Here is a 21,262-nt window from a genome sequence, read left to right as displayed (position 1 = left end):
CTGCCCGTACGCACCTTCTCAGCCTGACCAGCACGGTCGGCCATATCGGAGATCACATTCCGCTTCCGGTACGGGCGGTTCATGGGGGCGGTTCCTGGGGGCGGGTCATGGGGGCGGCTCCCGGGCGTGAGGGACGGGACAGGAGTCGGGGGACGGGGGGACGCGACTGGAGACGGGGTGAAGGGGCCGGCGATAACACTTTTTCGCCGACCGGCGGCCCCGTAGGGGCGATCCCTCACAACACCCTTGCTCTGCACGGCACTTGCTCCGGGCTCCCCCAGGGTGGCAGCCCCTCCTCACCGACGATCCGCAGCGGGACCGTACGGCCCGACGATGATCACGGACATTCCACCGACCCGACTCCAGGAGCAGCAGATGCCCGTACGCCCGCTTCCCGCCCTCCTCACCTCCGCGCTCGCCCTGACCCTGGCCGCGCTGCCGCTGGCCGGGACGGCCTCCGCTCGGCCCGCGTCGTCATCGTCCTGTTCCGCGCACGCGATCGAGACGGCCCCGAAGAGCGGCCCCGACGTCAAGGCCCTGTGCGCCGCGCTCGCCGGGCTGCCCGACAAGGACGCCACGGCCGCGCTGATCCGTGTGGGCGGCAAGGGGAGCTGGCACGGGGCGGCCGGTGTGCGGGACGCGAGAACCGGGGCGCCGGCGCTGGAGAACGCCCGCTTCCGGGCCGGTTCGACGACGAAGATCGTGACCTCGGCGATCGTGCTGCAACTCGCCGCCGAGGGGCGGATCTCCCTCGACGGGACGGTGCAGCGGTATCTGCCCGGCCTGCTCACCGAGGACTTCGCGCCCATCACCGTACGGCAGTTGCTGAACTTCACCAGCGGGCTGCAACCGGGGGCGTCCCTGGGCGAGGACGTCGACGACGGTTACGAGCACCGCTTCGAGACGCTGCCCCCCGAGGAGGTGGTGGCCGCATCGGTCGCCAAGGGCCCGGACCCCGATTACGCGCCCGGCGAGCACCAGCGGTACGGCAACATCCATTACACCGTGCTTGGCATGCTGATCGAGAAGGTAACCGGCGACTCGTACGCCCACCAGGCGGCCGTACGGATCTTCCGCCCGCTCGGCATGCGCCACACCTCCTTCCCGGCCGGCCCCGACCCCCGCGTTCACGGCCCGCACAACCGCGGGTACGACTGGATCGACGGCCGGCTGGTCGACGTGACCGAGTGGAACATGTCCGACCGGTTCGCGGCCGGCGACATGATCTCGACGACGGCGGACCTGGAACGGCTGCTGTTCGCCCTGTTCCGCGGTCAGGTCGTGCCCGAGCCGCAACTGAAGGAGATGTTCACGGTCCCGGACATCGACGGGGCCACGATGAGTGCCTCGCTGGAGCGCTTCGAGCTGAACGGCAAGGAGATCTGGGGCAAGACGGGTGCCCGCCCCGGCTATCACACCGTCATCGCGGCCACCCGCGACCTGTCCCGGACGGTCGTCTACTCGGTCAACTCCACCGACGCGAAGGGCGACGGCCTGTCCATCGCCCAGCGCTTCGCCTTCCCGGCGTTCAACCGCTGAGGGCGGCGGCAGCGGTCGCAGGTGCCGCCGGCGTCGTCAGCGCCTCCAGCCGCTTGATCTTCCTGCGCACGACGTAGAGCGGGATCACCCCGAAGACGCCGAACGACATGTCGATCACCGACCACCACAAGGGGATGCCGCGTATCGGTCCGCAGATCAGGGCGAGCGGGATGATGCCCGCGCAGGCGATCATCCCGAACTCGACGACCCAGATGTTGCGGACCGGGTCGCGGTAGGGGCCGTAGAAGGCGACGGCGATGACGAGATGGGCGAAGGCGAGCCAGTCGGTGCCGTAGAGCAGGAAGGGGTAGTCGGCGTCGGCGGTGTCGAGACCGCGTCGGACGCGTTCGACCCAGTCCATGAGGCCGGGCGCATGCTCCGGCACGGACAGGGCACGCAACAGGTCCTCGGTCCAGCGCAGTTCGTGGACCAGGGGGAAGGCCGTGGCGCCGCTGAGCACCAGGCAGACGACGAAGAGGGCCAGCCAGACGCGGATGCCCTTGAGCAGGGCGGCTCTGTCGCTCATGGGGGCAGCGTACGCCAGGCGTTGAACACGTTCAAAACAGGGGTCCGACGCGGCGCCCGAACCCACGGCCGCCATGCGCCCCACGCGGGCCCGGCCCTACGATGTGCGCCGACGAGGGAGGACGCATGGGCCTGGACCTGAGCGAACGGGCTTACCGGGGGCAGCGGTGGGCGGCTCGGGCCGCGCTGGCCGCCGCTGGGCTCGCGGTGCTCGTGCCGCTCGCCTACGGCGGTGTCGGCGGCGTTGTGCTGCTGGTGGCCGGCGCGGCGGGCCTGGGGGTCAGCGCGATCGCGGTGTGGTGGACGCTGACGCTGCGCGGACCGGTGCGCTGGGTGGCGGGCGTCGTGGCCCTGGCCGTACCGGCCGTCGTGCTCGTACTGTTCGCAGCCAACTTGTTCTGGGCGCTGCCGGCGTCCGTGGCGCTGTGGACGGTGGCCGTGTGGAGCGGCAGGTACGCGCTGCGGGGCACGGGCAGCCCACGGGTGCGGGTGATGCGCGGGCGCAAGGCGGCGCCGCCGCGGCGGGCGGTCCTGATCATGAACCCTCGCTCGGGCGGCGGGAAGGTGGACCGCTTCGCGCTCAGGGAGAAGGCAGAACGGCTCGGCGCCGAGGTCGTCCTCCTCGACCCCGAGGAGCATCAGGACGTCACCGCCCTGGCCCGCAAGGCCGTTTCGGACGGCGCGGATCTGCTGGGGGTCGCGGGCGGGGACGGCACCCAGGCGCTGGTCGCGGCCGTCGCCGCCGCGTACGACATCCCGTTCCTGGTGATCAGCGCCGGCACCCGCAACCACTTCGCGATGGACCTCGGCCTCGACCGCGAGGACCCAGCCGCCTGTCTCGACGCTCTCGTCGACGGTGTGGAACTGCGCGTCGATCTCGGCTTCGCCAACGGCCGGGCGTTCGTCAACAACGCCTCCTTCGGTGCGTACGCGGCCATCGTGCAGAGCCCCGGCTACCGCGACGACAAGATCGGCACCAGCCTGGAGCTGCTGCCCGATCTGCTCACCCGCCAGCAGGGCCCGCTGCTGACCGTCCGGGCGGCGGGCACCACGCTCGACGCTCCGCATGCCGTGCTGGTCAGCAACAACCCCTACCGCACGGACGACCCCTTCGGGCTCGGGCGCCGCGACCGCCTCGACGCCGCCGTTCTCGGTGTCCTCGGCATCAGGGTGGACAGCGCGGCCGAGGCCGCCGCACTGCTCCTCGACCCGGCGCCGCCCGGCCTGACCATCCTGACCGCGACCGAGGTGGTCGTCGAGGCCGACCGCGAGGAGATCGAGGCCGGCATCGACGGCGAGGCCCTCGTCCTGCCCACCCCGGTCCACATCCGCATCACCGCCGGCGCCCTCCGCGTCCGCGTCCCCCGCAGACGCCCCGGCGTCCCCCAGCGCGGCCCGCGCCTGGACTGGCGCCGGCTGCGCAAACTGGCGGCGACGGTGGGACGCACGGCGGTGCACCGGCAGGGTCACTTGTGACGAGGACTTCCAGTTGCTCCTTCGGTACAGCGTCAGTGGTGGGCGCTCGCCACCCGCACGGATGTGGCACGGCGGTGCAGATCGAAGGAGGGTCCCGGTCACCTGCCCTTGTACCGGCCAGGCCGGCGTTCCATGAAAGCGTTCATCGCCTCCGGCAGGCCTGTACGGCCAGGGGCGGGTTGGCGGCGATGTCGGCTGCCAACCCGCGAGCTGCGCCGAGCAGCGTGCCCTGGTCCGGGTGGACTCGGCTGACGAGACCGGTCCGCTGGGCCTCGGGTGCGTCGAAATCCCTCCTGTCAGGGCGAGTTCCCGCAGGCTCCCTTCGCCGATCACGCCGGCGAGGCGGTGCAGGCTGCCGACGTCGGCGACGATCGCCAGGCGTACTTCACGGATGCTGAACCGGGCATCGGCGCTCGCGAGTCGTCTGTCTGCCGCGCTGATGAGGTCCACGCCGCCGCCCACACACCAGCCGGCGACCGCGGCCACCACGGGCTTGCGGCACACGGCGACCGAGGTGACGGCAGCCTGGAGGCGTCGGACCTCCCGCATGAGCTTCGTCCTCGGCCCCGCCTGTGCGCCCGGCCCCAGGGCATCGGCCCGGTCGCCCAAGGCGTAGCCCTGGCGTGGTGCCCGGCCGGGTGCGGACCGGCGAACAGGGCATCCAGGAGCCGCCGTCGGCACCAGGGCACCGGCACTCAGGAGAGCACCGGCGCCCGAGGCATGGCCCTTCGGCGGCAGCGGCGCTGTCAGGCCCAGGCGATGGCGTCCTCGACGGGGACGCGAGGCAGGCGCGGGAACCACGGGCTGTCCCCGGGGTGGCCGATGTTGACGACCAGGTGCGAGCGCCAGCTGGTGTCGGCGAAGAACTCCTTGTCCACGCCGGCCCGGTCGAAGCCCGCCATCGGACCGGCCGCAAGCCCGGCCGCGCGGACCGCGAGCAGGAAGACCCCGGTCTGCAGAGCCGAGTTGTAGGCGGCGATGCCCTCGCGCTTCTTGGTCTGCTCTGCGAACGCCGCGCGCAGCATCTCACCGCGGGCCGGAAAGACCGTCGGCATCTGCTCGTGGAAGTCGGCGTCGTAGGCCAGCACCGCCACGGCCGGCGCACTGAGCGTCTTGGCCTTGTTGCCGTCGTCCAGCTGCCGGACTAGGCGCTCCTTGCCCTCGGGGGTGCGTACGAAGAGCACGCGCAGAGGCTGTCCGTTGGCGGCGCTCGGCGACCAGCGGGCGAGTTCCCAGATCATGGCGAGTTCGTCCTCGCCGACGGGCTGCGGCGCGAACGTGTTTGCGGTGCGGGCGTCGGTGAACAGCAGCTTGCGCCCGGTGTCGTCGAGGACGTCGAGGGCCTGCGGTTCGCGGTCGGTGATGCTCACGGTTTCTCTCTTACTTCGATGTGCGGATGGTGTGCTGCCGGGGCGGGGTCTCCGCCCCGGCACCACTCGGCGGGACAGCGTTTGCGGCACTGGGCGTCAAGCTGAATCCCGGTGCTGCCACCTGGGCCTGTGGGCCCCGGTGGTCCCTGGTCGGCGGTCATGTCAGGTGTGGTGACCGCCTGCTTCGCTCTACGCCCAGCTGGGCGTAGAAGTGGATGAGTTCCGGGTCGTCGACCGCCGCGGGATTGAGGACCTGCTCGGCGGGGACGCCTTGGAGGAGGCGCTTGACGGGAACTTCGAGCTTCTTGCCGGTCTTCGTGCGCGGGACGGCCGGTACGGCGATGATCTCGTCGGGGACGTGGCGGGGTGAGGCGCCGGTACGGATGGCGTCGCGGATCCGGGCGCGCAGGGCGTCGTCCACGGTGATGCCGGGCGCGGGGACGACGAACAGGGGCATCCAGTAGCCGCCGTCGGGTTCCTCCGCGCCGATGACGAGGGCCTCGGTGATCTCGGGGAGGCGTTCGACGACCTCGTGGATGTCGGCGCTGCCGAGGCGTACGCCGTTGCGGTTGAGGGTGGCGTCGGAGCGGCCGTGGACGATCACCGAGCCGTGGGAGGTGTGGGTGATCCAGTCGCCGTGTCGCCAGACGCCCGGGTAGGCGGCGAAGTAGGCGTCGCGGTAGCGGGTGCCGTCGGGATCGTTCCAGAAGTACAGCGGCATGGAGGGCATGGGCCGGGTGACGACGAGTTCGCCGACCTGGTCGCGGACCGGCGTGCCGTGGGCGTCGTAGGCGGCCAGCGCCACGCCCAGGTTGGCCGCGGACAGTTCGCCCGCCCAGACGGGGGTCGTGGGGGCGCTGCCTGCGAAGCCGGAGACGACGTCCGTGCCGCCGCTGGTGGAGGCCAGCTGGATGCCGGGGCCCACGTGGTCGCGGACCCAGGGGTAGGCGGAGGCGGGCAGAGTGGAGCCGGTGGAGCCGACGACGCGGATGGCGGACAGGTCGTGCGCGGAGGGTTCGATGCCCAGCTTGGACATGGCCAGCAGGTACTGGGGGCTGGTGCCGAAGACGGTGACCTTGTGGCGGGCCGCCAGCTCCCACAGGACGTCGGGTCGCGCAGTGGGGCCCGGGCTGCCGTCGTAGGTGCAGGTGGTGGCACCGGTCAGCAGGGTGGAGACGACCAGGTTCCACATCATCCAGTGCGTGGTGGTGTACCACAGGAGGCGGTCGCCGAGGCCGAGGTCGCAGTGCAGCCCGAGGATCTTGAGGTGTTCGAGCAGGACGCCGCCGTGGCCGTGGACGATGCCCTTGGGCAGGCCGGTGGTGCCGGAGGAGAAGACGACCCACAGGGGATGGTCGAACGGCACCGGTTCGAAGGTGAGGTACTCGGTGCGGCCGGCCGCGTCCTCCCAGGGAATCGTCAGCGTCGCGTGCCGGGTTCCGGGCCGGGCAAGGCCGAGGTGGTCCACGCACAGCGTGGCCTTCAGCGTCGGAAGCGCGCCCGCCAGTTCGAGCGCGGCGGCGCGGCGGTCGTGCCGGGTGCCGTTGAAGAGGTAGCCGTCCGCGGTCACGAGGACGGTGGGCCGGAGCTGGGCGAACCGGTCGGCGGCGGCCTTGGGGGCGTAGTCCTGACCGCACACCGACCACACCGCGCCCAGGCTGGCGGTGGCCAGGAAGGCGATGATGGCGTGGGGTGTGTTGGGCAGGTAGCCCACCACCCGGTCACCCTGCCCGACGCCCAGCTCGCGCAGGGTGGCCGCGACGGATGCGACCCGGGCGCGCAGCTGACGGCCCGTGATCTCGTAGCCGGAGCCGGTCTCGTCCAGCGCGGTGATCGCGGGGGCGTCCGGACCCAGATTGCGCAGCGCGTGATGGGCGTAGTTCAGACTGGCGCCGGGAAACCAGCGGGCGCCGGGCATGGTCTCCTCGGCCAGGACCCGCTCGTACGGGGTCGCCGCGTCGACGGCGAAGTACTTCCACACCGCGGCCCAGAACCCTTCCAGGTCGGTGACCGACCAGGTGTGGAGGGCTTGGTAGTCGGTGGGGTCCTGGGTCCAGGTCACTTCGGCGCCCTGTTGCCGGGCCGCCCAGCGGGCGAAGTCTGCGATGCGGCTGCCTGCGGCCACCTCCGGGTGGGGCGTGAGGAAGGGCTCCGGGTACGGCTTGGGGTGCGGGGTGTTCATCGTGTGGCGCTCCTCGGCAGGGGGCCGGGCAGGTCCTCGGTGGGGCGGCGGGCGGTGTGCAGCAGCGGTGCCCAGGCGGCGGTGTCCGTGAAGTCGCCGGTGCCGGCGGGGACGGTGTCCAGGACGACCCGGTCGGGGCGCAGCAGGACGGCGTCCGCCCGGCCGCTCGCCAGCCAGGCCGCCACGGTGCCGTCGTCGCCCAGGTCGCCGACGCGGATGGTGGGTGCGCCCAGTGCAGTGGCCACGGCCGTCATCTGCGCGGTGGGTGCGACGGCGGTCAGGACGGCGAAGGATTCCCCGAGCACGTCATCGAGGCGTACTCGTCGGCCGTCGATGATCGCCTGGGGCTGGGGGCAGAACGTTCCTGCCAGGGCGCGACCGGTCAGCCGGGCGCGCCGGCGGACCAGCGGGCCGGCGGTCAGGGCGGGGCTGAGGTCGCGGCTGACCGCGGCGGTCACGCCGGGGATGCGGCAGGCGGCGCCCACGACGGTCCGGCGGAATGCCGCCGCGCGGTCCTGTCCGCCGGTCATGGCCCAGCCGACGGCGACCGCGACGCGGATGACGTGGCGGGCGTGCGGCTTGCGCTCACGCTCGTAGGTGTCCAGCAGCTCGTCGCCCGCGCCTTGTCGGAGCGCCCGGGCGAGCTTCCAGGTCAGGTTGTGGGCGTCGCGCAGGCCCGCGCACAGGCCCTGACCGACGAAGGGCGGGGTGAGGTGGGCAGCGTCGCCCAGCAGGAAGACGCGTCCTCGGCGCCATCGGTCGGCGAGGCGGGCACGGAAGGTGTACTGCGCCTGCCGGACCACCTCGAAGTCGGCGTTCGGTGAGGCATCACGCGGCAGGTCCACCCAGGGGGCGACCAGTTCCCGCAGGCGTTCCAGCCCGCCCGGGCCGTCCAGCGACTCGCCCTCGGCCAGCCGGAACTCCCAGCGGTAGCGGTCCTCGCCGACGCGCATGAAGGTGGCCGGCCGGGTGGGGCAGCAGATCTGCTCGGCGCCCTCCCAGGTCCGCACCGGGAGGCTGGTGCGCACGTCGATGACCCGCCAGCTCTCCTCGAAGTGCAGGTCCTCCCATACGGCACCGATGGCGTCGCGGGTGACACTGCCCGCGCCGTCGCAGCCGAGGACGGCATCGGCCCATACGTGCTCCTCCTCGGCGCTGCCTTCGCGCCGGAAGGTGACCCGGACGGGGCCGGCCCCGCTGCCGAACCGGCTGACGGACACGACCTCCACCCCGCCCCGCAGCTCGCACTCCGGGCGGCGTTCCAGGGCGTCGCGCAGCAGGCGCTCCAGCTCCGGCTGGTCGAACATGCTGGTCTGCGGGAAGCCGTGGTGTCCGTCCAGGGACCGCGAGAACTCGGCGAGCACGCGGTGCCGGGCGTCCAGCAGCCGCAGCCCGCGCGCCGGGCGGGCGAGGGCGGCGAACTCCTCGTGGACGCCGACACTCTGCAGGATGCGGCGGACCTCGTCGTCCACCACCACGGCGCGCGGCAGGGGGTAGACGTCCCGGTGACGTTCCAGGACGAGGCTGGGCACTCCATACCTGGCGAGCAGGAGGGCGGCCATGACTCCCACGGGTCCCGCGCCGATGATCACCACCGGCGTCCGGGATGCGGCGCTCATCCGGCGTCCGCCACGGCGGTCCGCTGCTCGCCCAGGTCGATCCGTCCGTCCGGGGTGGTGATCGTGGCGGTGATGAGGTCACCGTCGCGCAGGTAGTGGGGGTTCTTGGCCTGGCCGTTGAAGAACGCCTTCCACTTCAGCGCCGGAGGCAGCAGCGCACCGATCTTCTCGACCGGCTTGGGCGGGGCCTTGAGAGCCGTGCCGCCGGGGGTGCCGGTCAGCAGCAGGTCGCCCGGGTCGAGGGTCTGGAAGCGGGCGAGCAGGGTGAGTGCCTGCGCGGGCCGTACGATCATGTCGGCGAGCGTGCGGTCCTGGCGCGGTTCGCCGTTGACCGACAGCCTGAGCCGCAGGTTGAGCAGATGGTCGAAGTCCTCGGGCTCCAGCAGGGCCAGGTACGGCCCCGTCGGTGTGAAGGTCGGGTAGGACTTGCTCTCGTAGAACTGGGTCTTGGTCAGCTGGACGTCGCGAGCACTGACGTCGTTGGTCAGGACGAGCCCGGCGACGTAACGCGGCAGGTCCCGCTCCTCCACCACGGTCCCCACGGGCAGCGTCGCGCCCATGACGAGGCCGAGTTCCACCTCGTAGTCGAGGAACTTCACGTGCGCGGGGCGGACGATCGCCTCGTGCGGGCCGCTGACCGAGCCGGACGCCTTGCGGAAGAAGGTGGGCGGGATGTCGCCGGTGAACCCCGAGTCGCGGGCGTGGCTGCGGTAGTTGACCATCTGGGCGACCACCCGGCAGGGGGTGGTGACCGGAGGCAGGGCCACGAGGTCGATGACGGGCGTGCCGCTCTCGGCGGAGGCGGCGGCCGCGCGGACCGCATCCCGGTCGGCGAGCAGCTCGGCGGTGGTGACCGCCTTGGTCTCGACACGGACGGCACGCTCGTCCCTGACGACCCACCAGCCGTCGGAAGTGCGCAGAACGTTGGTGCTCATGAGCTCATCGCTTTCATCAGGCCCAGCAGGCGGGCGGGGTCCAGTTCGTTGTCGCCGCGCAGGGCCGTCATGACCTCGCGGAGTTTGGCGGGAGACGGGTTGGTGCCCAGGAAGTCGCGGGTGACCGGCGGACCCCACTGGGCCAGGCCGCTCGCCGACATCGGTGCCCAGCCGGGCTCGACGTCGCAGGAGAACAGGTCGCCGTCGGCGAAGTGCTCCAGCATGAAGTGGTCGGGGTCGCGCCAGTAGTCGAAGAGCTGGCTGCCCTGGATGTGCCGGCCGATCCCCCAGCTGCGCTGGTAACCGCGCTCCTTCAGATACTCGCCGCCGGCGGCGATCGAGTCGAGGTCGGTGACCTGGTAGGCCGAGTGGACGTAGCCGGTGCCCGGCCCCAGGTGCAGTGCGAGGGTGTGGTGGTCCACGGCCAGGCTGCCCTGGTCGCAGCGGACGAAGGCCATGGTCGGCCCCCGATCGCGCTGCCCGTCCAGGAACAGGAAGTCGGACACGATCATGCCGAGGGTGTCCAGGTACCAGTTCAGGGTGCGGGCGAAGACCCTGGTCTCCAGCACCACATGGCCCAGCCGCTGAATCCGCGACGGCTCGCGGGGCGGACGCTGGGTGACATTCGTACGGCGCTGATCGGTGCCGAAGTTGAGGACCAGCGGCTGCTGCCCGGGCAGCAGGGGCAGTTGTTCGGCGCAGTGGACGACCCGGACCGGGAATCCCGAGGGGTCGAGCAGGGTGACCGACCGGCCGCCACCCGGTACGTCGATGTCCCGGACGGTGCTGCCGGTGACACGGGCCAGCCGGTCCAGGTCGGCGGACTCGGCCGCGCGGAACGCCGGACCGATGAAGCGGGACACGGGTCCACGCCGGATGACCATGCACGGTGAGCCCGCGAAGGTGCCGCGCAGCCACAGTTCCCGCTCGGTGCGGGCTGCGGTCGCGAAGCCGAAGTCACGCGCGAACGCCTCGGCCCGGTCCAGGTCCGGCTTCTCGAACTCCAGCCAGGCCAGGTCCGCCACCTTGACCACGGGATTGCGAGCACGCCCGGGGTGCTCGCCCCGCAGGCCGCCCTGCTCACTGTGGAGATCTTGATGGGGCGTCTGTGGATCGGCCCTGTTAACGGGGGTGTGGGACATGGTGCCCTCCAAGCAACACTGCCGTAATGAAGAAATCTTCAGCTTTGCCGAATCCCATCGTCAATAGGCAAACCTTAAAAAGTTGAGAGAATCGTCAGTGATGCGGATTTCGTCACAAAGGTTGGTAGACTGGCCGTATGCCGATGTCAGCCCCACCCAAGAACCGCTTCGAACGGCGCCGCGCGGAGACCCGTCAGGCGCTCATCCGTGCGGCCCGGCAGATCCTCGCGGAGACCAGGGAGATCAGCCCCAGCGTCCAGGCGATCGCCGAGCGCGCCGACGTGGGCAGCGGATCCTTCTACAACCACTTCGAGTCGAAGACAGAGCTGTTCGATGCCGCCGTGACCGACGCCTTGGAGGAGTTCGGGCAGGCCATCGACGAACGCGTGCGGGGGATCGAGGACCCGGCCGAGCTCGTCGCGGCAGGCTTCCGGCTCACCGCCCGGATGGCCGACTCCCACCCGGAACTGATGCGGATCCTGCGTGATCGCGGTCTGGGCGAGATCCACAGCGGCCGGGGCCTGGCCGCACGAGCACTGCGCGACCTGGAGCTCGGCATCGCCTCGACCCGCTTCACCTGCACCAACGCGACCCTCGCCCTGTCCGCCGTGGGCGGCACCCTGATCTCCCTCGTCGCGCTGAGGCTGGCCCACCCGGACCTCGACGGCGAGGAGGCCGCCTCGGGCCTGGCCGAGATGGTTCTGCGCATGCTCGGAGTCCCCCCGGACGAGGCCCACGACGTCACCCACCGGCCGTTGCCCGACCTCGGCTGACCCGGAGCACCCGGCTGCGCCGGGCCTCATGGACACCGGAAGGCCGTGGGCGCTACGCCGTCCGCCGACGGCCGCGCGGAACCAGCCGGCCCGTGTGCCGGGCCGTGTGCCGGGCCGGCTGCCGGATTTCGCGCAGCGAATTACGGCCGGCCGAGGGGTCGCGGTCGACCCGACGGCATCCCGTCGTCAGTGGGGAGCTCACCGCGGACAGCCTTCAGTCCCGTGCCGCGCATGAACTCAGCCCGCGAGCGGACGAGCTGGTCCACGACGTAGAACAGTGCCTGCGGAGCGAAGTCCCCGAGCTCTGGGACGAGCCGGACATCGCAGAGATGACGCGTGCGAACGTCGCCGAGCACATCAGCGCCATACTCTTCGGCATCGAGCCGAGGCGGTTCGATCCGCCTCGGCTCGATGCCTGTCTCGCGAGGGCCGCGCTCAGCGACGCAGAACGTCCCGAACGCGCAGAGCAGCCACCCGCGGTGCCACACCGGCGGCGGCGAGCAGCTCGATCGTCGCAGCCTCACCCCTGGGGTCCGCCCAGGTGGCCGCCGCGTTCGCCTCGGCGAGGGCCAGCATCAGCGCTTCCAGCGCCGGGGCGAGGACGGGCGCGGGGACATGGTCCGCGAACACACCTTCGTCCTGCCCCCGTTGCAGGGTTGCGCCGGCTTCCTCGCGGGCCGGTGCCAGGGCGGCGCGTATGGACTCTTCTTCCGGATGGCGGCTCTCCAAGGAGACGAGCATGCGGTAGTGGTCGCCCACGGCCCAGGCCGCCAGGGCCATCCGCGCCATCGCTTCCAGCGGGTCATCACCCGGCATACGGGCTGCGGTGAGCGCCTGTTGGAGCGCTTGGCCTGCTTCCTGCGTCAAGGCGGCGACCAGCGCTTGCCGGTTGGAGAAGTGTCCGTAGAGAGTGCGGCGCACGACGCCGGCCGCCTGAGCGATGCTGTCGAGACTCGCGTCGGGGTGGTCCAGTAGTTGCTGCCGGGCGGTCGCGAGGATGCGTGTGCGGTTCGAGCGGGCATTGCTGCGCCGCGGAGAGTGGCCCAGGACTGCGGTCATCTGCATGACTCCCCTCTGCCGGATCAGGTGCGGGCAGGTCCCGCGGCCTGCGCTCTGCGGGAGACGGACGGGTGGGTGTGGCATCCGCGTGGCCCGGGGTGCCGGGAAAACGTGGGCGCCGGTGCACCCTCGAGCACCGGCGCCCACTCACCCCTGCCCGGGGTGGCTTTGTGTCCTACTGATCAGACGTCAGGGGACGAGGATGAGGCGGATCGGGTCGCCGATCTTGTTCTCCAGCCGGTGGACGGCGTCGGCGGCGTCGGCGAGCGGGAGGTGGTCGGTGATGGAAGGGGCCAGGTCGAGGCGTCCGCTGGAGGCCAGCCGCACCAGCTCGACGACACCCTCGGGAGTGGCGCCGTAGTGGCCGCGCACCTGCTTCATCATGTAGTTGAAGGTGAGGCCCTCGGTGATGGTGAGCGGCCGGGGCGTGATGCCGACCAGGATCAGGCAGCCCCCGCGGCCGAGCACCCCGGCGGCCTGCTCGCGGACGGCGGGCACGCCGGCGCAGTCGAACGCGAAGTCCAGGCCCTTGCCGCCGGTGGCCGCGCGGACCTGCTCGGCGAAGTCGGGGGCGGTCGGGTCCAGGGCCAGGTCGGCGCCAAAGGCCAGGGCGCGCTCGCGGGCGCTGGGAAGCGGGTCGATCGCGATGATCGGCGCGGCGCCGACCAGGCGGGCGAGACGCACGTTGTGCGCGCCGACCCCTCCCACACCCCAGACACCGACGGACTGGGCGGGACGGACGCCTGCCGTGGCGACGACAGCGGCGTACGGGGTCGAGACCGCGTCAGGGATGATCGCCGCCTGGTCGAACGGGAGGCTGTCGGGGATGGGGACGAGGGTCTCCTCTGGGGTGACCATGTACTGGGCCCAGCCGCCGTCGTAGTCGATGCCGGCGGTACGGATCTGGGAGCAGGGGCGGTGGCGTGCGCAGTCGGCGCAGCGGTTGCAGCTCTTGCCGGCCTCCAGGGTGACGCGGGTGCCGACGGTCAGGCCTCGCCTGAGGTCGGGGCCGAGGGTGTGGACCACACCGGAGACCTCGTGGCCGACGGTGACCGCGTCGGATTCGAGGAACAGCGGGGGGAGGGTGCCGTCGAGCAGGTGGACGTCCGAGAGGCAGACGCCCGCGGCCTTGACCTCGACGAGGACCTCGCCCGGACCGGGTACGGGGACGGGGACCTCTTCGACGAGGAACTTCCTGCTGTCGACGTAGAAGCGTCCGGCGAGCATGGTGTCCATGCGGATCTGCTTTCTGTGGATGACACTGGCCGGCGGTTCGCGCCGACGGGTGCCGGGTTTTTCCTGAGCTGGGTGGTGACCGGGAGGCGTACGGCATGGGAGGGGTGCCGCGCGCCTCCCGGCGTATGGGGGGGTCAGGCGAAGACGTCCTGCTGGTAGCGCTCGTCGGCTTCGAGCTGGGCGAGCCACTGCTGGGCGGCCTCGTCGTCGCTGCCGGTCCGCTTGCGGTAGATCGCGCCCAGGGCTTCGCGGACGGCGGGTGCCATGCGGCGGCCGTCGCCGCAGACGTAGATGTACGCGCCGTCCTCGATGGCCTGCCACACCTCGTCGGCGGCGCCTGCGAGGGCGTTCTGCACGAACCGGTCCGGGTGGCCGGTCACCGCGGAGAAGGCCGTGTGGAGCCGCGCGATGCCGGACCGCTCCCACGCCTCCATCTCGCCCCGGTAGAAGTAGTCGTGCTCCGGGTGCCGGCAGCCGACGAAGACCTGGGACAGGCCGACCTTCGTGCCGTTCTCGTGCTGCCCGGCGCGCTCCTCCAGGAAGCCGCGCAGCGGCGCGATGCCGGTGCCGGGACCGATGAGGATCAGCGGCGTCGTGGGGTCGGCCGGCGGGGCGAAGGTCGGGGAGGGCACGCGTACGTAGCCGTAGACGACGTCTCCGGGCTCGAGGCCTGCGATGTATGAGGAGCAGGTGCCCCGGTACCGGCCGTCACCGGAAAGGGCCGGTCCCTCGAGGAGGCCGACGGTCAGGCGGACCTGGCGCGGGTTGGCCTGCGGGGCGGAGGAGATGGAGTAGAAGCGGGGACGGATCGGGCCCGTCATCTCCAGGAAGACCGCCAGCGGCAGTTCGACCGCCGGGAGGCGCTCCAGGAGGGTCAGCACCGAGACCCGCTTGCCGAGGATCTCCTTCTGGTACAGCTCTTCGGCTTCCTCGGTGTCGGCGGTGTACGCCTCCAACTGCGGCCGGGTCCAAGGGCACTGGGTGTGCTCGGCCAGGGTCCGGATCTGGGCGCGGGTGGCCACGTCCTGCAGTTCCAGGAACTCGGTGAGCAGCAGCCCGGCGGTGACGGGCGTGCCCACCGGCAGGTGGGTCCGGCCGCCGGCGGGCTGGTCGAGGCGGAGCACCTGGTCGCGGTCGACGCCGAGGCGTGCGAGGGCACGGTCGACCAGCGCGGGCTCGTTCTTGGCGAAGACCGCGAGGTGGTTTCCGGTGTCGTAGGTGACACCGTCGGGCAGCTCGATGGTGATGGACTTCGCGGACGGGCGCGGCGGCTCGATCTGGAAGTCCCACAGACCGGTGGCGTCGCTGACGAGTTCCTCGTTGGCCACCACGGTCAGCGGGTAGGCCTGCTCGGAGACGATCGCCGGGCGCACGTCCGCCTCGGTCAGCAGCCGCACCTCGTAGCGCGGTCCACCCGCGTCGGAGGTGTCGGCGGCGTACTCCTCGGCCAGGGTGGCCCACAGGCCGTCCATCCAGCGGCTCGCCATGCCGTCGAAGTCACCGGCCGCATCGGCGATGCCGCGCTCGACGAAGGGGGTGGCGCCGGCGGCCAGCAGACCTTCCTCGACCCGCTTCGGGAAGGCCTGATAGGTGGCCACCCACTGGGTGTTACCGGCACCCAGCAGCGCGAACCGCACATCCTTCAGCGACCCTTCCGGCAGACCGGCGGCGAGCAGGTCGTCGAAGCGCTGAGCGTTGTCAGGTGCCCTGCCGTTGTAGCTGGCGGCGACGACCACGAGCAGGCCCTCGGTGGGCAGGTGGTCGCCCAGCTCGTCCAGGCTCGTCAGGGTGGTGCCGAACCCGGAACGCTCACCGCGATCGGCGATCGTGCGCGCCAGGTCCTCACAGGAGCCCAGGCTGGAGCCGTAGGCGACGGTCAGGTTCACGCCGACGCCGCTGACCGCGGCCTGCTGCTCGGCATCGTCGCCCTGCACGTCCGCGACGCTGAAGACGGTCCGCTCGTGCTCCTGACGGGTCCGCACGACCAGCTCGAAGTCGCCGGGCTTACGCGTAAGCGCCTCCCGCACGTCCATCCGGTAGTCGCTGACGTCGGAGAACTTGAACTTCTGCAGCACCAGCGCCAGGGCCAGACGGGCCTCGGTGAGGGCGAACTGGCGGCCGATGCAGGCACGTCGGCCATTGCCGAACGGCTTGTAGGCGTGGGGGTGGTGCTGCTCCCGGTTCTCCGGCAGCCACCGGTCGATGTCGAACTCCTGCGGCCGGTCCCAGGCCTTGGGGTGTGTGTGCAGCGGACCCATCAGCAGGTTCGTCTGCGTGCCCTGCTTCAGCTCGTAGCGGCCGCCGAGGACGGTGTCCTGAAGCGGCGCCTTCATGATCTGCGGGATCGGTGCCCACAGGCGCAGGGTCTCCTCCAGGATGCGCGGGATGACGTCCAGCTTCATGATCGTGTCGTAGTCCGGCGCGGTGTCACCCGGCATGACCCGGTCGATCTCCGCGTAGGCCTGGGCCAGCACGTGCGGGTTGCGCATCAGCGAGTACGTCGCGAACGACAGCAGACCACTGGTCGTCTCGTGACCGGCGATCAGGAACGTCACCACCTGGTCGCGGACGTTGTCGTCGTCCAGCGGCTTGCCGGTCTCCGGGTCGGTGGCCTCCAGCATCAGACCCAGCAGGTCGCCCTCACCGCTGCTCTTGCCCTGGCGGCGCTCCTTGATCACATGCTCGACCAGGTCGCGCATCACCTGGATGTTCTCGCGGTACTTCTTGTCGTCGTCCTCGCGCAGCGCGGTCATCTCCGGCAGCTCGCCCGTGCGCCGCATCGACTCCGTCAGCGCCTCCAGCAGCGCGTTAAGGAAGGGGTGCAGCTCCTCCTCCTCGAAGGAGTCGAACCGGTAGCCGAACCCGGACAGAGCGATGGTGTCCAGTGTCAGCCGCGTGTAGTCATCGGTGATGGCCACCGGCTGACCTGCCCTGCGCTCCCACTTGCCCACCAGGTTCTGTGCGATCTCCAGCATCTGCCCGTAGTAGTTCTTCATGGCCCGCTGGCTGAAGGCCGGCATGAGGATCCGGTGCGCCATGCCCCAGAGGTCGCCGTCGTCCTCCTCATGGGCCGTGAACAGGCCGGTGCCGGTGTAGTCCCGGACGTGGGACAGCGGCGCCAGGATCGGCTTCCCGAAACGCGTCTCGTCGGAAACCTCGGTGACCAGGTCCGGGTCGTAGACGAAGACGTTCTCCCGGCCGCCGAGGTCCAGGCTGAAGATGCCCTCGGGGAACTGCTTGGACAGCTCCGCGAAATACGCGACCGGGTTCGTGTCGGGGATCTGCGGGGTGTCGCCGAGGATCGGGATCCCGCCCGGGGACCGTATGGCGCTTGCGTCGGTCACGGGTTGCCGGGTCATGGCGTACTCCTTTTGCGCGGAGAGGGGGGAGGGGCAAGAGCGCTGTGCATGCGGGTGAGGCCGCCACGGACAGCGGACCCCCGATTTCCATACGCTGTATGGAACTGCCTTCAGTGGTACCATACGCCGTATGGAAACTCAAAAGAAGGCGCCCCGAGGGACGAGGAAGAGGGACGTACCGCTCACCAAGGACGGCATCTACGCCAAGGCGCTGGAACTCATCGACGCCGACGGGGTCGAGGCGCTGACCATGCGCAAGCTCGCCACCGCCCTGGACGCGAACCCGATGTCGCTGTACCACCACGTGCCGAACAAGGACGCCGTACTGCGCGGCGTGACCGAACGCATCGGCTCACAGTTCCGCACCCCGGAACGGGTGGACGCTCCCTGGCAGGACCGCTTGCGGCAACTGGCCCTGGACTTCCGCGCCCTGTCGCACCAGCACCCCAAACTGATGGGCTACTCCTTCGGGCGCGCCGACTTCATCCAGCCGGAAGACCCCTTCTGGCAAGGACTCACCGAGACACTCGCCGCCGCGGGTCTGCCGACCTCCGAGGTCCCGCGCGTGGCCGGCACCCTGTGCGCGGTGTTCACGGGGCTACTGGGCGGCGAGCTGACCGGAGCACTGCAGCGGTGGAGCAGGTTGCCGCCGGCGCCCACCGGCCCAGGTGGGGATGACGCGCCCCCACTCCCGGAAGCCGCGCTCGACGCGATGTTCGGCTGGGCGGTGGACGCCGTGATCACCGGCGTCGAAGGTCATCCCGCGCGGGCCCGCGAGGAGGCGTGACGGGGCACTCAGGCGCTGGCAGATGGGCGTTGCTCCGAGGCAGCCGCGATTTCGAGGGCCACCCGCAGTTCAAGTGAGCTGCCCGCTGTGGTGGTTGCGGGCAGCAGTTCCTCCGCGCGTTTGACGCGGTAGGTGACGGTGTTGCGGGCGATGTGCAGGCGGTCGGACGCGGTGCGGAGGCTGCGTTCCTCGGCGAGGTAGACGCGCAGGGTCTCGCGCAGCTCCCGCAGCCGGTCGCCCTCGGAGGCGAGCGGGCCGAGCACCTCCTGTACGAACCAGCGGGCGTGTTCGGAGTCAGCCGTGACGAGGGCCGCCAGGCGGACATCCCGGTACTCGCAGAGCCAGGAACGCGTACCGTGCGAGGCCATCCGCTGTGCCTGCAGCGCCCCCCGGTGGCTGCGGCGCATGCCGTGGGGGCCGGTCGCGGGCGGGCCGAGAGCCGCCCGCACCCCTGCCGGGTCGGGCAGGGAACTGCGCAGGTGCTCGACGCGGTCTTCGGCGAGTTCGCCCGTGACGGCGAACCAGGCCCACACAGTGTGGCCGTGGGCCGGGATGATGAGCGCCTTGGCCGCCTCCAGGGCGCGGGCCAGGGTGGAGGCCGCGTGGTGCAGCCGCTCCGCAGCAGGGCCCGAGCCGGCGGTGTCGTCCCACAGCACCGCGGCCACGTGCGTGCGGGACAGGTCATACCGCAGGCTTCCGGCGGCGGCCTCCTGGTCGACCGGGCGTCCGGCCAGGATTTCGTCGATGACGGCGCGGCGTGCGGCTTCGTCACTGCCACGCCAGCGGTCCCGTTCGGCGATGTACTCCTCGGCCATCACGCTGGAATGGGCGTCGACGTAGGAGAACATCAGGTCCTCGATCCGGCGCAGCTCACCCAGGCGCTGGTCGGCCGGAACGTGCTCCTCGACTCCTGCCGCCAGGCCGCGCGTCACCTGCGCGTGACCGAGCCGCACTCCGCGCAGGACGAGTTCCAGCGGGATCCCGCGGCGCGCGAACTCCCGGCATCCTTCCAGTGCTTCCTCGGCTAGGGGCGGTACGGGCGCGTTGAAGTCGAACCGCATCAAGTACAAGCCCGTCAGCACCGCGGACTGGGTCACACGTCTCAGGGTGGTCACGGCAGCGGGACCGCCGCCGTGCTCGGGCACTTTCCTGAGGACTTCCTCCGCGATCGCGTCGGCGTTCTGCAGCGCCCACCCGACCGCGTCCGGGCCGAGCTCTGTGCGTGCCGCGGCCAGCTCGGCCGGCGACAGGACGGGCTCGGTGGGGCGGCTGGGGTCCGGCCGCAACCACTCGAGCCACTGACCCATCACGTTCGCTTCCCTCCGTCGCCGGGGAGCCGGGCGGGCGGGCCGCTCACCGCTGCCGCCCAGGCCAGGGGACCATATCTTTCCCGGGAGCGTCGAGCAGCCGCGGACCTCGCCGCTGACGGGCGCCGCCGTACGGCCGAAGGCAGGAGCGTTCTGCCCGGCCGGGACGGTCGTACCGTTCACGGCCGTGGTTGTTCGCTCCGCGCGGCGGCACGGGGCAGCGCATGGAGCGCCGACCGTCCCGTGCGGCTGTCCTCGGGGCGGCCGGCTAGGGGCTCCGTCTGTGGCGCCGACGGCTCAGGCCGTGGGCTCCGAGGCGGGTACCGCCGTGAGCCTGCCGCGCAGCGCAGCCACCAGACGCGGGACGTCGGCCGTACTCTTGGCGCCGCCGAAGACGTAGAAGTCGGGGCGCACCAGCATGGCCTCGAGGCCGGCCCGGGCCAGGTCGGCCACGTAAGTGCGGTCGAGATCGACGACGACGTCGGGGCCGTTCGCCGTCGGATCGTCGGTGATCCTCAGCAGGCGGAGCCCGACCTCGTCGCACCAGGCCAGCGTGTCCTCGTCGAGCCCGTCACGCGGATCACCCGTGGTGAACAGGGTGAACCCGATGCCGACGGTTTCGTCGAACAGGCCGGTACGGCCACTGAACCGCACCCGCCCCTGCCGGCTGAGCTGCCCGGTCGGCTCCGCCCGGGCGCCGGTGAGGTCGCCGTCCAGCAGTCCGTCCACGAAGGTCTGCAGGAAGGGGTCGCCTTGCGGTACCCGACCGGCCTCCTGGTCGGCGAGCATGCGGGCGTCACGCTCGGCGGCCGCGGCCGGGTCCGGCTCGCAGATGACCCGGCCCAGGCGCACTGACGTCTGCATCGCATGCTGCAGATGCCGGCTTCGTTCGGTGGTGTACGTGTCCAGGAGCGCCTCGTCGGCTCTGCCGGACAGCACCAGGTCGAGCTTCCAGCTCAGGTTGATGGCGTCACGCAGGCCTGAGCACAGGCCCTGCCCGGCGAAAGGCGGCATCTGGTGGGCCGCGTCCCCGGCCAGCAGCAGCCGCCCCTCCCGCCAGGCGTCCGCCCACCGTGCCTGGAAGGTGTAGACGGTGTGCCGCTCCATGGTGGCGTTGCCCGGGTGCAGGTCCCACGGCTCGAGCAGCTTCCAGGCGGTCTCGATCTGGTTGAGCTCTGCGACGGACTCGCCGGGCAGGCGCATGAACTCCCAGCGGCGGCGGCCCGGGCCGCCGACCACCGCCGTGGTCGGCCGCCCCGGATCGCAGATCTGCAGGTTCCGGGGCGTCCACTCGCGGTCCCGGTCATGGGGTATGACGTCGAGGACCAGCCAGTCGAACTTGAAGCCGAGGTCGCTGACCGAGGTCCGCATGCACGACCGGATGAAGCTGTTGGCGCCGTCGCAGCCGACGACGTACGCGGCCCGGAGGGTACGCTGCGCGCGTTCTCCGTCACGGAGCAGGGGCTCGTCTCCCGCGCTCTCCGCCACCGTGACTTCCACGGCCGTGGCACCCTCGTCGACGCTGACGGCTTCCCAGCCGCGCAGGAGCTCGATCCCCGGCAGCGACCGGACGCGCTCCTCCAGGGCCGCTTCCAGGGTGGGCTGGTTGAACGCGCTCAGGTTGGGCCAGCCGGAGTGGCTGCCGTCCGAGAAGTCGTAGTGGAGAAGTCTCTGGCCCTCTGCGTTGCGCCACTCGTACTCCACAGCGGGCTCACTGACAGCGGCCATGTCCACCCCCAGGGACGCCAGGATGCGGCCGGCCTCGTGGTCGAAGACGACCGCCCGCGGCAACGGGTAGGCCTGCGGCCAGCGTTCGACGACACCGACCCGCCGGCCTCGGCCGGCCACCTGGATGGCCAGTGCCAGCCCGACCGGCCCGGCACCGACGACCAGCACGTCGTAGGGCTCCTCGGCGAGGCCCTTGGTGGAGATGCTCATACGTACTTCCGTCTC

At 71.3% G+C, this 21,262-nt stretch carries 15 protein-coding genes and 1 pseudogene; 4 read left to right on the top strand and 12 right to left on the bottom strand.

Annotated elements, in window-relative coordinates:
- The first annotated feature begins 375 nt into the window (after positions 1–375).
- A complete protein-coding gene (locus ACFY5C_RS19830; protein ID WP_389446117.1) occupies positions 376–1,539 on the top strand; it encodes a serine hydrolase domain-containing protein in 1,164 nt (387 codons plus the stop codon).
- On the opposite strand, the gene ACFY5C_RS19825 is transcribed toward ACFY5C_RS19830, so the two are convergent.
- Positions 1,529–2,065 (bottom strand): hypothetical protein, encoded by a 537-nt coding sequence (locus tag ACFY5C_RS19825; RefSeq protein ID WP_389445893.1) that lies wholly within the window; start codon positions 2,063–2,065, stop codon positions 1,529–1,531. The two genes, ACFY5C_RS19830 and ACFY5C_RS19825, sit on opposite strands and share 11 nt — an antisense overlap.
- A 125-nt stretch (positions 2,066–2,190) precedes the next feature.
- Here ACFY5C_RS19825 and ACFY5C_RS19820 point away from each other — a divergent pair, with 125 nt between their 5' ends.
- Positions 2,191–3,540, top strand: coding sequence for a diacylglycerol/lipid kinase family protein (locus tag ACFY5C_RS19820; RefSeq protein ID WP_389445890.1), 1,350 nt, complete (start codon positions 2,191–2,193; stop codon positions 3,538–3,540).
- Positions 3,541–3,888: 348 nt separating this feature from the next.
- Here the strand turns inward: ACFY5C_RS19820 and ACFY5C_RS19815 are convergent.
- The 6 genes and pseudogenes from ACFY5C_RS19815 to ACFY5C_RS19790 form a co-directional block, all read right to left on the bottom strand.
- Positions 3,889–4,089, bottom strand: a pseudogene (locus ACFY5C_RS19815) (enoyl-CoA hydratase-related protein); the annotation flags it as partial.
- 197 nt (positions 4,090–4,286) lie between these two features.
- Positions 4,287–4,904 (bottom strand): malonic semialdehyde reductase, encoded by a 618-nt coding sequence (locus ACFY5C_RS19810; RefSeq protein WP_389446115.1) that lies wholly within the window; start codon positions 4,902–4,904, stop codon positions 4,287–4,289.
- A 163-nt stretch (positions 4,905–5,067) separates the two neighbouring features.
- Positions 5,068–7,092, bottom strand: coding sequence for an acetoacetate--CoA ligase (locus ACFY5C_RS19805; RefSeq protein WP_389445888.1), 2,025 nt, complete (start codon positions 7,090–7,092; stop codon positions 5,068–5,070).
- The gene (locus ACFY5C_RS19800) at positions 7,089–8,711 is read right to left on the bottom strand and encodes a bifunctional 3-(3-hydroxy-phenyl)propionate/3-hydroxycinnamic acid hydroxylase (RefSeq protein WP_389445885.1); all 1,623 of its coding nucleotides are present in this window, start codon (positions 8,709–8,711) and stop codon (positions 7,089–7,091) included. The genes ACFY5C_RS19805 and ACFY5C_RS19800 overlap by 4 nt, the downstream gene beginning before the upstream one ends.
- Positions 8,708–9,646 carry a fumarylacetoacetate hydrolase family protein gene (locus ACFY5C_RS19795; RefSeq protein ID WP_389445883.1) on the bottom strand — a complete coding sequence of 313 codons (939 nt, stop codon included), beginning with the start codon at positions 9,644–9,646 and terminating at the stop codon, positions 8,708–8,710. The genes ACFY5C_RS19800 and ACFY5C_RS19795 overlap by 4 nt, the downstream gene beginning before the upstream one ends.
- Positions 9,643–10,788 carry a VOC family protein gene (locus tag ACFY5C_RS19790; RefSeq protein WP_389445880.1) on the bottom strand — a complete coding sequence of 382 codons (1,146 nt, stop codon included), beginning with the start codon at positions 10,786–10,788 and terminating at the stop codon, positions 9,643–9,645. The genes ACFY5C_RS19795 and ACFY5C_RS19790 overlap by 4 nt, the downstream gene beginning before the upstream one ends.
- Positions 10,789–10,925: 137 nt before the next feature.
- On the opposite strand from ACFY5C_RS19790, the gene ACFY5C_RS19785 reads away from it, so the two are divergent.
- Entirely contained in the window at positions 10,926–11,561 is a 636-nt protein-coding gene (locus ACFY5C_RS19785) for a TetR/AcrR family transcriptional regulator (RefSeq protein ID WP_389445878.1), read from the top strand.
- Between the two features lie 435 nt (positions 11,562–11,996).
- On the opposite strand, the gene ACFY5C_RS19780 is transcribed toward ACFY5C_RS19785, so the two are convergent.
- The 3 genes from ACFY5C_RS19780 to ACFY5C_RS19770 all read right to left on the bottom strand — a co-directional run bounded on the left by ACFY5C_RS19780 (position 11,997) and on the right by ACFY5C_RS19770 (position 17,215).
- Positions 11,997–12,620 (bottom strand): TetR/AcrR family transcriptional regulator, encoded by a 624-nt coding sequence (locus ACFY5C_RS19780; protein WP_389445875.1) that lies wholly within the window; start codon positions 12,618–12,620, stop codon positions 11,997–11,999.
- A gap of 189 nt (positions 12,621–12,809) precedes the next feature.
- Positions 12,810–13,856 (bottom strand): zinc-binding dehydrogenase, encoded by a 1,047-nt coding sequence (locus tag ACFY5C_RS19775; protein ID WP_389445872.1) that lies wholly within the window; start codon positions 13,854–13,856, stop codon positions 12,810–12,812.
- A gap of 134 nt (positions 13,857–13,990) precedes the next feature.
- Positions 13,991–17,215, bottom strand: a complete 3,225-nt coding sequence (locus tag ACFY5C_RS19770; RefSeq protein ID WP_389445869.1) for a bifunctional cytochrome P450/NADPH--P450 reductase — start codon at positions 17,213–17,215, stop codon at positions 13,991–13,993.
- A gap of 130 nt (positions 17,216–17,345) precedes the next feature.
- Here ACFY5C_RS19770 and ACFY5C_RS19765 point away from each other — a divergent pair, with 130 nt between their 5' ends.
- The gene (locus ACFY5C_RS19765) at positions 17,346–18,002 is read left to right on the top strand and encodes a TetR/AcrR family transcriptional regulator (protein ID WP_389445867.1); all 657 of its coding nucleotides are present in this window, start codon (positions 17,346–17,348) and stop codon (positions 18,000–18,002) included.
- Between the two features lie 8 nt (positions 18,003–18,010).
- Here ACFY5C_RS19765 and ACFY5C_RS19760 read toward each other — a convergent pair whose 3' ends face one another.
- The gene (locus ACFY5C_RS19760; protein WP_389445864.1) at positions 18,011–19,309 is read right to left on the bottom strand and encodes a PucR family transcriptional regulator; all 1,299 of its coding nucleotides are present in this window, start codon (positions 19,307–19,309) and stop codon (positions 18,011–18,013) included.
- Between the two features lie 297 nt (positions 19,310–19,606).
- The gene (locus tag ACFY5C_RS19755; RefSeq protein ID WP_389445861.1) at positions 19,607–21,247 is read right to left on the bottom strand and encodes a bifunctional 3-(3-hydroxy-phenyl)propionate/3-hydroxycinnamic acid hydroxylase; all 1,641 of its coding nucleotides are present in this window, start codon (positions 21,245–21,247) and stop codon (positions 19,607–19,609) included.
- Between the last annotated feature and the right edge of the window lie 15 nt (positions 21,248–21,262).

Source organism: Streptomyces sp. NPDC012935 (assembly GCF_042900345.1).
In the GTDB taxonomy this organism is placed as follows: Bacteria; Actinomycetota; Actinomycetes; order Streptomycetales; family Streptomycetaceae; genus Streptomyces.
Note: the sequence above shows the minus strand (reverse complement) of the source record. Positions and strands in the feature narration are given on the sequence as shown.

Bases quoted from the DNA above. Each gene is read 5' to 3' on its own strand.
- ACFY5C_RS19830 (WP_389446117.1), top strand. From the start codon at position 376: ATGCCCGTACGCCCGCTTCCCGCCCTCCTCACCTCCGCGCTCGCCCTG.
- ACFY5C_RS19825 (WP_389445893.1), bottom strand. From the start codon at position 2,065: ATGAGCGACAGAGCCGCCCTGCTCAAGGGCATCCGCGTCTGGCTGGCC.
- ACFY5C_RS19820 (WP_389445890.1), top strand. From the start codon at position 2,191: ATGGGCCTGGACCTGAGCGAACGGGCTTACCGGGGGCAGCGGTGGGCG.
- ACFY5C_RS19805 (WP_389445888.1), bottom strand. From the start codon at position 7,092: ATGAACACCCCGCACCCCAAGCCGTACCCGGAGCCCTTCCTCACGCCC.
- ACFY5C_RS19800 (WP_389445885.1), bottom strand. From the start codon at position 8,711: ATGAGCGCCGCATCCCGGACGCCGGTGGTGATCATCGGCGCGGGACCC.
- ACFY5C_RS19795 (WP_389445883.1), bottom strand. From the start codon at position 9,646: ATGAGCACCAACGTTCTGCGCACTTCCGACGGCTGGTGGGTCGTCAGG.
- ACFY5C_RS19790 (WP_389445880.1), bottom strand. From the start codon at position 10,788: ATGTCCCACACCCCCGTTAACAGGGCCGATCCACAGACGCCCCATCAA.
- ACFY5C_RS19785 (WP_389445878.1), top strand. From the start codon at position 10,926: ATGCCGATGTCAGCCCCACCCAAGAACCGCTTCGAACGGCGCCGCGCG.
- ACFY5C_RS19780 (WP_389445875.1), bottom strand. From the start codon at position 12,620: ATGACCGCAGTCCTGGGCCACTCTCCGCGGCGCAGCAATGCCCGCTCG.
- ACFY5C_RS19775 (WP_389445872.1), bottom strand. From the start codon at position 13,856: ATGGACACCATGCTCGCCGGACGCTTCTACGTCGACAGCAGGAAGTTC.
- ACFY5C_RS19770 (WP_389445869.1), bottom strand. From the start codon at position 17,215: ATGACCCGGCAACCCGTGACCGACGCAAGCGCCATACGGTCCCCGGGC.
- ACFY5C_RS19765 (WP_389445867.1), top strand. From the start codon at position 17,346: ATGGAAACTCAAAAGAAGGCGCCCCGAGGGACGAGGAAGAGGGACGTA.
- ACFY5C_RS19760 (WP_389445864.1), bottom strand. From the start codon at position 19,309: ATGGGTCAGTGGCTCGAGTGGTTGCGGCCGGACCCCAGCCGCCCCACC.
- ACFY5C_RS19755 (WP_389445861.1), bottom strand. From the start codon at position 21,247: ATGAGCATCTCCACCAAGGGCCTCGCCGAGGAGCCCTACGACGTGCTG.